15 protein-coding genes are annotated in these 13,505 nt (G+C 64.4%); 9 read left to right on the top strand and 6 right to left on the bottom strand.

The features are described from left to right. Window positions 1-6: 6 nt before the first annotated feature. A complete protein-coding gene (locus ACWPW0_RS20740; RefSeq protein WP_279533892.1) occupies window positions 7-759 on the top strand; it encodes a DeoR/GlpR family DNA-binding transcription regulator in 753 nt (250 codons plus the stop codon). A 73-nt stretch (window positions 760-832) separates the two neighbouring features. Here ACWPW0_RS20740 and ACWPW0_RS20735 read toward each other — a convergent pair whose 3' ends face one another. The 6 genes from ACWPW0_RS20735 to ACWPW0_RS20710 all read right to left on the bottom strand — a co-directional run bounded on the left by ACWPW0_RS20735 (window position 833) and on the right by ACWPW0_RS20710 (window position 5,241). Then, window positions 833-1,807 (bottom strand): serine/threonine protein kinase, encoded by a 975-nt coding sequence (locus ACWPW0_RS20735; RefSeq protein ID WP_454256407.1) that lies wholly within the window; start codon window positions 1,805-1,807, stop codon window positions 833-835. A gap of 100 nt (window positions 1,808-1,907) precedes the next feature. Further along, window positions 1,908-2,609, bottom strand: coding sequence for a molybdate ABC transporter permease subunit (gene modB / locus ACWPW0_RS20730; protein ID WP_447594663.1), 702 nt, complete (start codon window positions 2,607-2,609; stop codon window positions 1,908-1,910). Beyond that, window positions 2,609-3,355 (bottom strand): molybdate ABC transporter substrate-binding protein, encoded by a 747-nt coding sequence (gene modA, locus ACWPW0_RS20725; protein ID WP_454256406.1) that lies wholly within the window; start codon window positions 3,353-3,355, stop codon window positions 2,609-2,611. Before modA ends, modB begins: the two co-directional genes overlap by 1 nt. Before the next feature lie 17 nt (window positions 3,356-3,372). Continuing rightward, window positions 3,373-4,137: a TOBE domain-containing protein gene (locus ACWPW0_RS20720; RefSeq protein ID WP_454256405.1), complete on the bottom strand. Its 765-nt coding sequence runs from the start codon at window positions 4,135-4,137 to the stop codon at window positions 3,373-3,375. Window positions 4,138-4,206: 69 nt separating this feature from the next. Beyond that, window positions 4,207-4,923 carry a phosphoribosyltransferase family protein gene (locus tag ACWPW0_RS20715; RefSeq protein ID WP_454256404.1) on the bottom strand — a complete coding sequence of 239 codons (717 nt, stop codon included), beginning with the start codon at window positions 4,921-4,923 and terminating at the stop codon, window positions 4,207-4,209. A gap of 24 nt (window positions 4,924-4,947) precedes the next feature. Next, window positions 4,948-5,241, bottom strand: coding sequence for a hypothetical protein (locus ACWPW0_RS20710; RefSeq protein WP_447594656.1), 294 nt, complete (start codon window positions 5,239-5,241; stop codon window positions 4,948-4,950). 218 nt (window positions 5,242-5,459) lie between these two features. Between ACWPW0_RS20710 and bioB the strand changes: the two genes are divergently transcribed. From bioB to ACWPW0_RS20670, 8 genes are all read left to right on the top strand, one after another. Next, entirely contained in the window at window positions 5,460-6,518 is a 1,059-nt protein-coding gene (bioB, locus tag ACWPW0_RS20705; protein WP_454256403.1) for a biotin synthase BioB, read from the top strand. 123 nt (window positions 6,519-6,641) lie between these two features. Next, window positions 6,642-7,811: an 8-amino-7-oxononanoate synthase gene (gene bioF / locus ACWPW0_RS20700; RefSeq protein WP_454256402.1), complete on the top strand. Its 1,170-nt coding sequence runs from the start codon at window positions 6,642-6,644 to the stop codon at window positions 7,809-7,811. Then, window positions 7,804-8,535 carry an alpha/beta fold hydrolase gene (locus ACWPW0_RS20695; RefSeq protein WP_454256401.1) on the top strand — a complete coding sequence of 244 codons (732 nt, stop codon included), beginning with the start codon at window positions 7,804-7,806 and terminating at the stop codon, window positions 8,533-8,535. The genes bioF and ACWPW0_RS20695 overlap by 8 nt, the downstream gene beginning before the upstream one ends. Then, window positions 8,528-9,331, top strand: a complete 804-nt coding sequence (bioC, locus tag ACWPW0_RS20690; protein WP_454256400.1) for a malonyl-ACP O-methyltransferase BioC — start codon at window positions 8,528-8,530, stop codon at window positions 9,329-9,331. Before ACWPW0_RS20695 ends, bioC begins: the two co-directional genes overlap by 8 nt. A gap of 255 nt (window positions 9,332-9,586) precedes the next feature. Then, window positions 9,587-10,276: a dethiobiotin synthase gene (gene bioD, locus ACWPW0_RS20685; protein ID WP_454256399.1), complete on the top strand. Its 690-nt coding sequence runs from the start codon at window positions 9,587-9,589 to the stop codon at window positions 10,274-10,276. 94 nt (window positions 10,277-10,370) lie between these two features. Further along, on the top strand, window positions 10,371-10,667 hold the full coding sequence (locus ACWPW0_RS20680; RefSeq protein ID WP_447594646.1) for a hypothetical protein: 297 nt from the start codon (window positions 10,371-10,373) through the stop codon (window positions 10,665-10,667). A 255-nt stretch (window positions 10,668-10,922) separates the two neighbouring features. Continuing rightward, window positions 10,923-11,453, top strand: a complete 531-nt coding sequence (locus tag ACWPW0_RS20675) for a putative metalloprotease CJM1_0395 family protein (protein WP_454256398.1) — start codon at window positions 10,923-10,925, stop codon at window positions 11,451-11,453. A gap of 169 nt (window positions 11,454-11,622) precedes the next feature. Beyond that, window positions 11,623-13,428, top strand: a complete 1,806-nt coding sequence (locus ACWPW0_RS20670; RefSeq protein WP_454256397.1) for a phenylacyl-CoA dehydrogenase — start codon at window positions 11,623-11,625, stop codon at window positions 13,426-13,428. Window positions 13,429-13,505: the final 77 nt, after the last annotated feature.

The following is a 13,505-nucleotide window of genomic DNA, read 5'->3' as shown; positions in this document are numbered from 1 at the left end:
GGTTGCATGTCCAAAGCCAAGCGTGCCCGGCACGCCAAGATCCTTGCTGAACTCTCCAGCAGTCCCAGCCTGCGGATTGCCGATCTGGCGCGCTTGCACGAGGTGTCGGCGGAGACCATTCGCCGCGATCTCGACGAGCTGACCCGCACCGGCCACCTCAATCGCACCTACGGCGGGGCGGTCAAGGCGGCGCCGTCGGAGCCTGTGATCAGCGAGCGGCACCTGTTGCATGTGCGTGAACGCGAGCAGATTGCGGTGCGAGCGGTGGCGGAGTTGAGCGGGGCGAAAACGCTGTTCATCGGCTCAGGCGCGACCACCATGCATGTGGCGCGGCGGATCGCCACCGAGCTCAAGCAGATCACCGTGCTGACGCACTCCTTCGGCGTGGCGACCGTGCTGTCGCTCAACCCGACGATCAAGGTCATCGTTCTGCCTGGGGACTACAACGCCACCGAGGGCGCGATGGTGGGCGCGCACTGCCTGGATTTCATTCGCGGCTTCAATGTCGACTGGACGCTGCTCGGCGCCAGTGGCATAGGCGCCGAAGGGCCCAGCGAGGCGCTACTGGAATGCAGCGCGGTCTATAGCGCCATGGCCGTGCGTGCGCAGCGGGTGATGGTGGTGGCCGATCAGTCCAAGTTCGGCCTGATCTTCCCGGGGCAATATACAACCTGGTCGGGCGTGGATTGCCTGGTCAGCGATTGCCTGCCGCCAGCTGAACTGCTGGGCTGCATTGGTGCGCACAAGGTGCTCGTCTAGCCATGTTCGTGCGGGCGCAAAGCCAGGCTGTACCCTGGTACGCCCTGCGACTGGTTATCTGGCGCGCAGGCTTTCAGAACAGCTTCAGCGGTTCTTCATCCAGTGCCGCCAGTTGCTCGCGCAGCATCAGGATCTGCTCGCCCCAATAGCGCTCGGTGCCGAACCACGGGAAACTCATGGGGAAGGCCGGGTCGTCCCAGCGTCGTGCCAGCCAGGCGCTGTAGTGCATCAGGCGCAGGGCGCGCAGGCCTTCGATCAGCGGCAGCTCGCGGCTGGCGAAGTCGTGGAACTCCTGATAACCGTCGACCAGTTCGGCCAGTTGGCTGAGCCGTTCATGGCGCTCGCCGGCCAGCATCATCCACAGATCCTGCACCGCCGGGCCCATGCGGCAGTCGTCGAGATCGACGACATGGAAGGCGTCGTCGCGGTGCAGCAGGTTGCCGGGATGGCAGTCGCCGTGCAGGCGGATCGGCGTATAGCGCACGCTGGCGAACAGCGCGTCGAGGCGCTTGAGCAGGTCACGTGCCACCGACTCATAGGCAGGCAACAGGCTGCGCGGGATGAAGTTGCCGTCGAGCAGGGTGGCCAGTGATGCGTGGCCGAAGTTGGGCACTGCCAGCGCTTCGCGGTGCTCGAACGGGCGGCTGGCGCCCACTGCATGCAGGCGTCCGAGCAACTGGCCGAGGCGGTACAGCTGGTCCAGATTGCCCGGCTCCGGTGCCCGCCCGCCACGGCGGGGGAACAGGGCGAAGCGAAAGCCGGCGTGCTCGAACAGCGTCTCGCCGTCGCGCACCAAGGGTGCGACGACAGGCACGTCGCACTCCGCCAGCTCGGCGCTGAAGCTGTGTTCCTCACGGATCGCCGCGTCGCTCCAACGCGCAGGCCGGTAGAACTTGGCGATCAGCGGCGTCTCGTCCTCGATACCGACTTGGTAGACGCGGTTCTCGTAGCTGTTGAGCGCCAGCACGCGGGCGTCGCTGAGGTAGCCGAGGCTTTCCACGGCATCCAGCACCAGGTCGGGGGTGAGCGTGGCAAAGGGATGAGACATGCTGAGCTCCTTGTATAGGGCGCAGAGTGTATCCCTTGGCGTCGCTCACCATCCGATTTGATCGCAGCGCCCTGGCAGAATCAGCTGCGCAGGCGGAGCTTCAGCGAAGTGGCGCGGCGGCGCTGGTCGAGTTGCGCCGCGGGTCGCCCAGGCCGTAGACCAGCAACAGCAGCAGGAACGACAGGCCGAGCATGCAGGCGGCGAGGCGATGGGCTTCGGCATAACGCAGGGCTTCGACATGCTGGAACAGGGCGATGGACACCACCTGGGTTTCCCCGGGAATGCTGCCGCCGAGCATCATCACCACGCCAAACTCGCCCAGCGTGTGGGCAAAGCCCAGCGTTGCCGCGACCAGCAGGCCACGGCGCAGCAACGGCATGATCACCCGCAGCAGACGCTCCCAGCGGTTGGCGCCGAGGCTGGCAGCGGCTTCCAGCAGGCTGGGTGGAATCTCCCGAAACGCCACGGTCAGCGGCTGTACCACGAAGGGCAGCGAGTAGATCACCGAACCCACGATCAGCCCGTAGAAGCTGAAGGCCAGGCCGTGCCCGGTCAGCCACTGCCAGCCGGCTCCCAGCGTGGTTTGCGGAGCGAACAGCACCAACAGGTAGAAGCCGAGCACGGTCGGTGGCAACACCAGCGGCAAGGCCAGTACGGCATCCAGCACCTGGCGCAGCCGCGTCTGCTTGCGCACGCGCCAGGCCGCCAGGGGCAGGCCGATGAGCAGCAGCAGGCCGGTGGAAATCGCCGCCAGTTGCAGGGTGAGCCAGAGCGCCTGCCAGTCGCTGGCCGTCAGCCCCATCACTGTGCTGCGCAGCCCGTCTCGCCGGGCAGGGCGTAACCCGCTGCCTTCAGGGTGTCCTGCTGCTTGTCGAAGAACTCGACGAAGGCCTCGGCATCGGCCTTGCGCGCGTCCCGTGCCAGCACCACGCGCTTCTGCACCAGCGGGTCATACAGGGTGGCATCGACCTGCGCGTACTGGTCGTCCGGCACGTCGGCAGCGGTTAGTTGGCTGAGGGCGACGAAGCCGCTGGGGGCGTTGCCGGTCTTGATGAATTGGAAGGCCTGGCCGATGTCCTGGCCGAAGACGATGCGCGGTTGCAGGGCCGGCCATTGGCCGCTGCGTTCCAGCGCCTGCTGGGCTGCTTTGCCGTACGGTGCGGTGTCTGGCTGGGCGATGGCGATCTTGCCGTCTGGCAGGGCGTTCAGGGCGGGTTTGGCACGTGGCGACCATAGGGCCAGTCGGCCGCAGGCGTAGGTGGCGGCAGCCGCACCGGCGCCACTGGCGGCGAGTTTCTCCGGGCGTTCGGCATCGGCGGAATAGAACAGGTCGAAGGGCGCGCCCCGTTGGATCTGCTCGAAGAAGGCGCCGCTGGAGCCGCCGACCAGTTGCACGGTGGTGCCGCTGTGCTGTTGGTAGTGGCTGGCGATTTCCTCCATCACCGGCAACAGGTTGGCCGCCACGGCGATGCGCAACGGTTCGGCCGCCTGGGCCTGGCCGGCAGCCAGCAGGGCGAGGAGGGTAAGTGGGCGCAGCAGATGACGCATGGTGAACTCCTTGTCGATCAGGTCGGAACACCCAGCAGAACCTGGGCTGGAGAAAAACGGGCAAGCACGGGGCTGCCCAGCGCGAGGTCGAGCGCAGGGCGCGTGTCATGGGGCAGCAATGCACACAGGGTCTGGCCGGTGCGCAGGGTGATGCGGATTTCGTCAGGGCCGTCGGCGTCTTCGAGCACCTGTTCGATATGGCCTTGCAGTTGATTCAACTGGGCGTCGGGCGGACTGTCGACAGGGGCCAGATGCAGGGTGCCAGCCTTGAACAAGGCGACGACCTGGCTGCCGGGCAGCAGTTCGAGCTGCTCGGTGCTGTCCCGGGTGATCTGCGCCTGGATATGTTGCCCGTCGCCCAGGTCGATCATGATCAGGTCGTTGCGGCCCTGGGCCGTGATTGCCCGGACCTGGCCGCTCAACTGATTGCGCGCGCTGGTGCGCAGCATCAGGCGTCCCAGCAGTTGCATGTCGCCTTCCAGCTCGGCGGCGCTGAACAGCTGCGCCTGCAGCGCTTCGAGGCGCTGGTAGAGCTGTAACAGACGCTCGCCTGTGGGTGACAGGCGCGCCCCGCCGCCGCCCTTGCCGCCGACACTGCGTTCGACCAGCGCCTGCCCGGCCAGGTTGTTGAGCTCGTCGATGGCATCCCAGGCGGTCTTGTAGCTCAGGCCGGCAGCCTTGGCGGCAGCGGTGATCGAGCCCTGTTCGGCGATCTGTTGCAGCAGGGCAATGCGCTGTGGGCGGCGGGCAATGTGCTGGGCGAGGGTGGACAGCAGGCTCATGGCGAGTCGTCGTATGGTTTTTTATATAGCGCTGCACGATGCGTGATCCTGGCGCGGTGGTCAATCGTGTCAGTGCTCGCCAGGCTTTGGCGTGCGCGCCAGGCAGTAGATGTCGACGCGCTCGGCGCCGGCCTTGCGCAGCAGGCGGGCGATGGCCTCGGCTGTGGCGCCGGTGGTCAGCACGTCATCGACCAGTGCCAGGTGGCGGCCCTGAACCTGTGCCCGGCTGCTCAAGGCAAAGGCGCGACGCAGGTTGCGCTGACGGGCGATGGCGTCGAGATCCTGTTGGTGCGCAGTGTCCTGTGGGCGCAGCAGCCAGCGAGTGTCATGCGCCAGGTTCAGGCTGTGGGCCAGCCAGCCGCTGAGCATCTCGGCCTGGTTGAAGCTACGCTCGCGCAGGCGTTTGCGGCTCAGGGGCACGGGCAGCAGCAGGTCGGGCTTGGGCAGTCCTTCGCTGTAGGCATGTTGCAGGTGCTGGGCGAGCAGGTCGGCGAGCAGGCGCCCCAGTGGCCAGCGCGCCTGGTGCTTGAAACGGGTGATCAGGCCATCGACCGGGAAGCCGTAGCGCCAGGGTGCTTCCACTCGTGCGAATGCTGGTGGGCGGCGTAGGCACTGGCCGCAAACCAGGCCGCGCTCGGGCAAGGGAACCGCGCAAATCTCGCAGTGGGCGCCCAGCCAGGGCAGTTCGTTTTCACAGGCGTGGCAGATCGGCAGCGAGCCGTCGCCGGCGCCATTGCACAACAGGCAGTCAGGGATGCCGCGCAGGCGGCTGAGCAGGGCGAGCATGGAGATCCTTCTCCGTGTGGATGATCAGTGAATCAGCCAGCTCATCACGATCAACCCCAGTACGATCCAGATGATGCCGCTGATGATCCCGCGGCGCAGAAAGGCGCGGATGCCGGCGTACAGCAACAATAGACCGAGAATCAGCAGGATAAAGCTGAAGATCGACGTATCCATACCAATGGCGCCGGCCAACCCGTGAAGGAACTGGTCCATTGCGCCCCAGATGCCATCGAGCACGGTGCTCAACAGGTCGACGATGAAACGAATGGCGGTGCCCAATGCCTGGCCGAGCCAATCGAAAAAGCCTTCAGTACGCATGCGCATGTCCCAGACGAATGATGCTGTTTGGAGTTCGGGCGTAGGGGGGAGGTTCGCTCAATGTGCTGGTTAAGTGGATTGTACTAAAAATGATCAGATGTAAACCGTGGTTATTTATTGGGTTGACAGTATTGGGCGAAAATTTATGATGCAGCCATGCCTGATCCCGCCGTTCGAGCGGGCTTTTCGAACCACACGTGCGTCAAGGATGTTTCCCGATGAGTGCGACTCTTGCCCCAACCCTGCGTCACGACTGGTCACTGGCCGAGGTCAAGGCCCTCTTCGCGCAACCCTTCAACGACCTGTTGTTCCAGGCGCAGACCGTGCACCGCGCGCATTTCGACGCCAACCGCGTGCAGGTCTCCACGCTGCTGTCGATCAAGACCGGCGCCTGCCCGGAAGACTGCAAGTACTGCCCGCAGTCCGGCCACTACAACACCGGCCTGGATAAACAGAAGCTGATGGAAGTGCAGAAGGTGCTGGAGGCCGCCGCCGAGGCCAAGGCCATCGGCTCGACCCGCTTCTGCATGGGCGCGGCGTGGAAGCATCCGTCAGCCAAGGACATGCCCTATGTGCTGAAGATGGTCGAGGGTGTGAAGAAGCTCGGCCTGGAAACCTGCATGACCCTCGGCAAGCTCGACCAGGAACAGACCCGCGCCCTGGCCGAGGCCGGCCTCGACTACTACAACCACAACCTCGACACCTCGCCGGAGTTCTACGGCAACATCATCACCACCCGTACCTACAGCGAGCGCCTGCAGACGCTGGCCTACGTACGCGAGTCGGGGATGAAGATCTGCTCCGGTGGCATCCTCGGCATGGGCGAGTCGCTGGACGACCGCGCCGGCCTGCTGATCCAGCTGGCCAACCTGCCCGAGCATCCGGAGTCGGTGCCGATCAACATGCTGGTCAAGGTTGAGGGCACGCCGCTGGCGCAGGAGAAGGACGTCGACCCGTTCGACTTCATCCGCATGCTCGCCGTGGCGCGGATCATGATGCCGCAGTCCCATGTGCGCCTGTCCGCCGGCCGCGAGGCGATGAACGAGCAGATGCAGGCCCTGGCCTTCTTTGCCGGCGCCAACTCGATCTTCTACGGCGAAAAACTGCTGACTACCGCCAACCCGCAGGCCGACAAGGACATGCAGCTGTTCGCTCGTCTCGGCATCAAGCCGGAAGAGCGCGAAGAGCACGCCGACGAGGTGCACCAGGCCGCCATCGAGCAAGCGCTGGTCGAGCAGCGCGATTCCCGGCTGTTCTACAACGCCGCTTCGGCCTGAATGCCTGTCCGGTGGACGGGTACGCGCCAGCTGCGCGACCCAATCCCCCTGCGCTGAACCCAGATTTTCCGTAGGGCGGATAACCCGTTTGCGGCTATCCACCAGCTACCGGTACCTGTGCCCATGACATTCGATCTATCCGCCCGCCTCGCCGAGCGCCGTGCTGCCCACCTGTTCCGCCAGCGCCCGTTGCTGCAGAGTCCGCAAGGCCCACTGGTGCAGGTCGATGGCCGCGAGCTGCTCGCCTTCTGTTCCAACGATTACCTGGGCTTGGCCAACCATCCCGAAGTGGTTCGGGCGATGCAGCAGGGGGCGCAAGCATGGGGCGTCGGTGGTGGCGCCTCGCACCTGGTGATCGGCCACAGTGGTCCGCATCACGATCTGGAGGAGGCGCTGGCGGCATTCACCGGCCGGCCGCGCGCGCTGCTGTTCTCCACCGGCTACATGGCCAACCTGGCAGCGGTCACCGCGCTGGTCGGGCAGGGCGACACGGTGCTGGAAGACCGCATCAATCACGCCTCCCTGCTCGATGCCGGGCTGCTCTCCGGCGCGCGCTTCTCGCGCTACCTGCACAACGATGCCGACAGCCTGGCCAAGCGCCTGGAGAAAGCCGAAGGGAATACCCTGGTGGTGACCGACGGCGTGTTCAGCATGGACGGCGACCTCGCCGACCTGCCGGCGCTCTGTGCTGCAGCGCGCAGCAAGGGCGCCTGGGTAATGGTCGACGACGCCCACGGCTTCGGCCCGTTGGGTGCCACGGGTGGTGGCATTGTCGAGCACTTTGGTTTGGGCATCGACGACGTGCCGGTGCTGGTCGGTACCCTGGGCAAGGCCTTCGGCACCGCGGGTGCGTTCGTTGCCGGCAGCGAAGAGCTGATCGAGACGCTGATCCAGTTCGCCCGCCCGTACATCTACACCACCAGCCAGCCGCCGGCGGTGGCCTGCGCCACGCTGAAAAGCCTGGAGCTGCTACAAAGCGAAAGCTGGCGCCGCGAGCACCTCAATCGCCTGATCACACGATTCCGCCAGGGTGCGGCCGAGATCGGCCTGACCCTGATGGACAGTCCGACACCGATCCAACCGATTCTGGTCGGTGACAGCGAACGTGCCTTGCGCCTATCAGCCTTGCTCAAGGAGCGCGGCCTGCTGGTCGGTGCGATCCGCCCGCCTACCGTACCGGCTGGCAGTGCGCGCCTGCGCGTGACCTTCTCTGCGCTGCACAGCGAGGCGCAGCTCAAGCGCCTGCTGGATGCCCTGGCCGAGTGCTGGCCGCTGGTGGCTGCCGATGCGTGATCGCCTGATTCTGCTGCCCGGTTGGGGCCTCGGCCTGGCTCCGCTGCAGCCGCTGGTTGCCGCGTTGCAAGGCCTCGACCCGCACCTGCACGTCCAGTTGGAACCACTGCCCGACCTGGCCAGCGCAACGCCGCAGGATTGGCTCGCCGAGCTCGATACCCGTCTGCCGCAGGATTGCTGGCTCGGCGGCTGGTCGCTGGGCGGCATGCTCGCCGCCGAGTTGGCCGCGCGTCGTGGTGAGCGTTGCCGCGGATTGCTGACGCTGGCCAGCAATGCCAGTTTCGTTGCCCGTGAGGATTGGCCAGCGGCGATGCCGGCAACCACCTTCGCCGACTTCCGTGCAGGTTGCGCGGTAGATGCGCCGGCCACATTGAAGCGTTTCAGCCTGCTCTGCGCCCAGGGCGCCGCCGAGCCGCGCGTGTTGGGACGCCGGTTGTTGGCCGATGCGCCGGGGCAGGATGCGGCGCACCTATTGGCCGGACTCGACGTGCTGGCCGCGTTGGACACACGCGCGGCGCTGCTGGCATTCGGCGGAGCGCAACTGCACCTGTTCGCCGACGCCGACGCGTTGGTACCGGTCGAGGTGGCGGGCGAGGTGCAGCGCCTGCTCGGCGATGCCGAAAGCGGGATAGTCGATTCGGCCAGCCATGCCTTCGTCCTCGAGCGTCCGCATGAAGCGGCGGCCGCCATACTGGCCTTCCTGCGCGAGGTAGCCGATGTCTGACTGGCACGAACAGGGGCCGTTGCCGGATAAGCGACGGGTGGCGGCTTCCTTCTCCCGCGCCGCCGCCAGCTACGACAGTGTCGCGGCCCTGCAGCGTGCGGTCGGCGTCGAGCTACTGGCACGCCTACCGGCGCAACTGACGCCGCAGCGTTGGCTCGACCTGGGCTGCGGCACCGGACATTTTTCCCGCGTGCTGGCGACGCGCTTTCCCGGCGCCGAGGGTATTGCCCTGGACCTGGCCGAAGGCATGCTGCGCCACGCCCGACCGCTGGGTGGTGCGCAGCGTTTTATCGCCGGTGATGCCGAACATCTGCCGCTGCGCGATGGCAGTGTCGACCTGATCTATTCCAGCTTGGCGGTGCAGTGGTGCGCGGATTTCCCTGCCGTGTTGGCAGAGGCTCACCGGGTGTTGCGCCCAGGCGGCGTGTTCGCCTTCGCTAGCCTATGTGTCGGCACGCTGCAGGAGCTGCGCGACAGTTGGCAGAGCGTCGATGGCTTCACTCACGTCAATCGCTTCAGGCGTTTTGTCGAGTATCGGTCGCTGTGTGCGGAAAGTCCGCTGCTGGTGCTGATCCTGGAGCGCAAGGCCGAGCGGCTGCACTTTGCCGAAGTGCGTCACCTGACTCATGAGCTGAAGGCGCTCGGTGCGCACAACCTCAATCCCGGGCGTCCGGGTGGGCTGACCGGGCGAGCGCGGATTCGCGCGCTGGTCGAGGCCTACGAGCGTTTTCGCCAGCCACAGGGACTACCGGCCACCTACCAGGTGGTTTACGGCGTGTTGCAGAAACCGTTCTAGGGTCTGTTGACGTTCAACAGGGATTGCTGGATGGAGGCAATTGCGGACACCGCAGCTGGTGGGCTAAAGCCCACCCTACACAGCCTGAACCCTACGCAGGTTGGGCTTTAGCCCACCAATCGGTGCGTCATGACACGGAAAAGTTGAATGCCCGCAACTGCCTAAAAGAGTCCCGTTCGAGGACTTGCTGTGAAATACATTTTCATCCGATTCATTGATTTAAAGCGAAGCGTCAACAGACCCTAGGGAGTCGCGATGAGCCAGGCCTTTTTCGTCACCGGCACCGACACTGAAGTCGGCAAGACCACCATCGCCGCTGGACTGCTGCATGCCGCGCGAGCTGCCGGTCTGAGCACGGCGGCAGCCAAGCCGGTGGCTTCTGGCTGCGAGCTGACCCCGCAAGGCCTGCGCAACAGCGATGCGCTGGCGCTGCTGGGTGAATCCACGGTGGCGCTGCGTTACGAGCAGGTCAATCCATTTGCCTTCGCCCCGGCTATTGCCCCGCATCTGGCGGCGCGCGAGGCGGGCGTCGAATTGGGTGTGGCGGCGTTGGCCGAGCCGGTGCGCCAGGTGTTGGCGCTCGGTGCGGATTTCACCCTGGTCGAAGGCGCGGGCGGTTGGCGGGTGCCGCTGGCGGGCACGAGCAACTTGTCCGACCTGGCCATCGACCTGCAGTTGCCGGTGATTCTGGTGGTCGGCGTCCGCCTGGGGTGCATCAACCATGCGCTGCTCAGTGCCGAAGCTATCGAGCGTGATGGGCTGCTGCTCGCCGGGTGGGTAGCCAATATCGTCGATGCCCATACGTCGCGCCTGGAGGAAAACATCGCGACGCTCGTCGAGCGTCTGCCGGCTCCCTGTCTCGGATGCGTACCCTTCTTGCCCGAGCGCAGCCCGGCGTCGGTCGCAGCACATCTGCAGATACAACTTTTGGGGCTGAAGGTATAAGCAGTGGGTCGTCGATAGCCTTTTGCTTGTACGTTTTTTGAGCGTTATCTGCTTCAATGGTTAACTATCCGTGTTCTCCACTGGGAGCCGCTGTATGGAAATCTCCGGTAGTGCCTTCAACTCAGGTCTGAGTACCATCCAGTCCGGGCAGCGTCGCGTCGATCAGGCCGCTGCTGATATCGCCAGTAATACGGTCTCTTCGTCCGCTACGCCGCAGCCGGCTGCCCAGCCGCCGGCCACTCAACCCCAGGCTACCGAACAGGGCTATCGCCCGGACCTGGCAGAAAGCCTGGTGTCGCTCAACATCGGTAAAGTCGAAGTGCAGGCAGGGGCTCGCGTGGTGGACACCGCTGATGAAGTGCTCGGCACGCTGATCGATACCCGCGCCTGAGCGCAGGTCGATTCCCGCTCGGTGACATGAGCGAGGAGAAATCTGATGCAAATCGGCAGCGCTATTCCTTTTATCCCTCCGCAACCGGCCTCTGCGCCGGCTCGTCCGCTTACGCCTGAGGTTTCACCTGATCTGATACGGGCCGATTTACCACCTGCCACACCGACGCAATCTTCCTCATCCAGCGAACAGCGCGACCTGCGTGATGAAAACGGCCGACCCGATGGGCTTGCCAGGGAGGATCAGGCTGGGCAGGTGGCAGACCGTGAAGAGGCCGCCTTGCGCGAGCAGCAAGTGGAACTCGCCGAGTTGGCAAGCCGTGATCGCGAAGTGCGTGCCCATGAGCAGGCGCATGCGGCAGTCGGTGGTGTGCATGCCGGAGCGCCGAGCTACACCTATGACCGTGGCCCCGACGGCAAGTCCTATGCGGTCGGTGGTGAGGTGGGTATCGATGTCAGTCCTGTCTCGGGAGATCCCCAGGCAACCCTGCGCAAGATGGACATCGTGCAACGCGCGGCACTGGCGCCCGCAGAGCCTTCGGCGCAGGATCGCAGTGTTGCTGCTCAGGCCCAGTCCCGGGCGGCCATGGCTCGTGTCGAGCTGGGACAGATGCAGCGTGAAGAGGCGGCGCAGGAGGCGCAAGAACGGAACCTTCGCAATAGAGAGCAAGCGCAAGAAGGCGCGACAAGTGCCCCGCCAGGGGCTTCGGCGTCATCCATTCTGGAGGCCTATCGCAACCTGTCTGCGCTGCATGAACCAGAGGCTCGTGTCGACCTGCGTGCTTGAGGGGTTGCCGGCGAGATGCTTGACAAGAATAGGGCGTAAACGTATGTTTCAAACGCCTGTTTGATTGCTGCGCCAGCTCATGGCTGCCGGGCTATGGGAGAAATCCCACAAGCGACCGCGAATGCTCGGTCACACAAAACTAAGGAATCCACCGTAGAGGTTTACCGCTATGCCTGAGTACAAGGCCCCCTTGCGTGATATCCGCTTCGTTCGCGACGAACTGCTCGGCTACGAAGCGCACTATCAAAGCCTGCCTGGCTGCCAAGATGCGACCCCGGACATGGTTGACGCCATCCTGGAAGAAGGCGCCAAGTTCTGTGAACAGGTCATCGCCCCCCTCAACCGCGTGGGTGACCTGGAAGGCTGCACCTGGAGCGAGTCCGGCGTTAAGACCCCGACTGGTTTCAAGGAAGCCTACAAGCAATTCGTCGAAGGCGGCTGGCCGAGCCTGTCGCACAACGTCGACCATGGCGGCCAAGGCCTGCCTGAGTCCCTGGGCCTGTCCCTGAGCGAAATGCTGGGTGAAGCCAACTGGTCCTGGGGCATGTACCCCGGCCTGTCCCATGGCGCGATGAACACCATCGAAGCCCACGGCACCGACGAGCAGAAACACACCTACCTGACCAAGCTGGTATCCGGCGAGTGGACTGGCACCATGTGCCTGACCGAACCGCATTGCGGTACCGACCTGGGCATGCTGCGCACCAAGGCCGAGCCTCAGGCTGACGGCTCCTACAAAGTGTCCGGCACCAAGATCTTCATCTCCGCTGGTGAGCACGACATGGTTGATAACATCATCCATATCGTTCTTGCCCGCCTGCCCGATGCGCCGGCTGGCACCAAGGGTATTTCCCTGTTCATCGTGCCGAAGTTCAATGTGAACGCAGACGGCAGCGTCGGCTCGCGCAACGCGGTGAGCTGTGGTTCCATCGAACACAAGATGGGTATCCACGGTAACGCCACCTGCGTCATGAACTTTGACGAAGCGACCGGTTACCTGATCGGCCCGGCGAACAAAGGCCTGAACTGCATGTTCACCTTCATGAACACCGCTCGTCTGGGTACCGCACTGCAAGGTCTGGCCCACGCTGAAATCGGTTTCCAGGGTGGCCTGAAATACGCTCGCGACCGTCTGCAAATGCGTTCCCTGACTGGCCCGAAAGCGCCGGACAAGGCGGCCGACCCGATCATCGTTCACCCGGATGTGCGTCGCATGCTGCTGACCATGAAGTCCTTCGCCGAGGGCAACCGCGCGATGGTGTACTTCACGGCCAAGCAGGTCGACATCGTCAAGTACAGCCAGAACGAAGAAGAGAAGAAAGCCGCTGATGCGATGCTGGCCTTCCTCACTCCGATCGCCAAGGCGTTCATGACTGAAGTCGGCTTCGAAGCTGCCAACCATGGCGTACAGATCTATGGCGGCCACGGCTTCATCGCCGAGTGGGGCATGGAGCAGAACGTGCGTGATGCCCGTATCTCCATGCTGTACGAAGGTACCACTGGTATCCAGGCTCTTGACCTGCTGGGTCGTAAGGTCCTGATGACCCAGGGCGAAGCGCTGAAAGGCTTCACCAAGATCGTGCACAAGTTCTGCCAGAGCAACGAAGGCAACGAAGCCATCAAAGGTCTGGTCGAGCCACTGGCCAAGCTGAACAAGGAGTGGGGCGACCTGACCATGAAAGTGGGTATGGCCGCGATGAAAGACCGCGAAGAAGTGGGTGCCGCTTCGGTGGACTACCTGATGTACTCCGGTTACGCCTGCCTGGCCTACTTCTGGGCTGACATGGCTCGCCTGGCTGCCGAGAAGATCGCTGCCGGTACTGGCGACGAAGCCTTCTACAAGGCCAAGTTGCAGACCGCGCGTTTCTACTTCGCTCGTATCCTGCCGCGTACCCGTGCTCACGTCGAAGCGATGCTGTCCGGTGCCAACAACCTGATGGAAATGGACGAAGCTCACTTCGATCTGGGCTACTAAGCCCAGCTGTTTCCTCGGGTCAGAAAACGCAGCCTCCGGGCTGCGTTTTTTTTCGCCGGCTGAAAGTCGTTTGTCGC

This window comes from Pseudomonas sp. Marseille-Q8238 (genome assembly GCF_965111915.1).
Note: the sequence above shows the minus strand (reverse complement) of the source record. Positions and strands in the feature narration are given on the sequence as shown.

What these genes read in the sequence shown, in the direction of transcription:
- ACWPW0_RS20740 (WP_279533892.1), top strand. Translation starts at nt 7, where the DNA reads ATGTCCAAAGCCAAGCGTGCCCGGCACGCCAAGATCCTTGCTGAACTC.
- ACWPW0_RS20735 (WP_454256407.1), bottom strand. Translation starts at nt 1,807, where the DNA reads ATGTCTCATCCCTTTGCCACGCTCACCCCCGACCTGGTGCTGGATGCC.
- modB (WP_447594663.1), bottom strand. Translation starts at nt 2,609, where the DNA reads ATGGGGCTGACGGCCAGCGACTGGCAGGCGCTCTGGCTCACCCTGCAA.
- modA (WP_454256406.1), bottom strand. Translation starts at nt 3,355, where the DNA reads ATGCGTCATCTGCTGCGCCCACTTACCCTCCTCGCCCTGCTGGCTGCC.
- ACWPW0_RS20720 (WP_454256405.1), bottom strand. Translation starts at nt 4,137, where the DNA reads ATGAGCCTGCTGTCCACCCTCGCCCAGCACATTGCCCGCCGCCCACAG.
- ACWPW0_RS20715 (WP_454256404.1), bottom strand. Translation starts at nt 4,923, where the DNA reads ATGCTCGCCCTGCTCAGCCGCCTGCGCGGCATCCCTGACTGCCTGTTG.
- ACWPW0_RS20710 (WP_447594656.1), bottom strand. Translation starts at nt 5,241, where the DNA reads ATGCGTACTGAAGGCTTTTTCGATTGGCTCGGCCAGGCATTGGGCACC.
- bioB (WP_454256403.1), top strand. Translation starts at nt 5,460, where the DNA reads ATGAGTGCGACTCTTGCCCCAACCCTGCGTCACGACTGGTCACTGGCC.
- bioF (WP_454256402.1), top strand. Translation starts at nt 6,642, where the DNA reads ATGACATTCGATCTATCCGCCCGCCTCGCCGAGCGCCGTGCTGCCCAC.
- ACWPW0_RS20695 (WP_454256401.1), top strand. Translation starts at nt 7,804, where the DNA reads ATGCGTGATCGCCTGATTCTGCTGCCCGGTTGGGGCCTCGGCCTGGCT.
- bioC (WP_454256400.1), top strand. Translation starts at nt 8,528, where the DNA reads ATGTCTGACTGGCACGAACAGGGGCCGTTGCCGGATAAGCGACGGGTG.
- bioD (WP_454256399.1), top strand. Translation starts at nt 9,587, where the DNA reads ATGAGCCAGGCCTTTTTCGTCACCGGCACCGACACTGAAGTCGGCAAG.
- ACWPW0_RS20680 (WP_447594646.1), top strand. Translation starts at nt 10,371, where the DNA reads ATGGAAATCTCCGGTAGTGCCTTCAACTCAGGTCTGAGTACCATCCAG.
- ACWPW0_RS20670 (WP_454256397.1), top strand. Translation starts at nt 11,623, where the DNA reads ATGCCTGAGTACAAGGCCCCCTTGCGTGATATCCGCTTCGTTCGCGAC.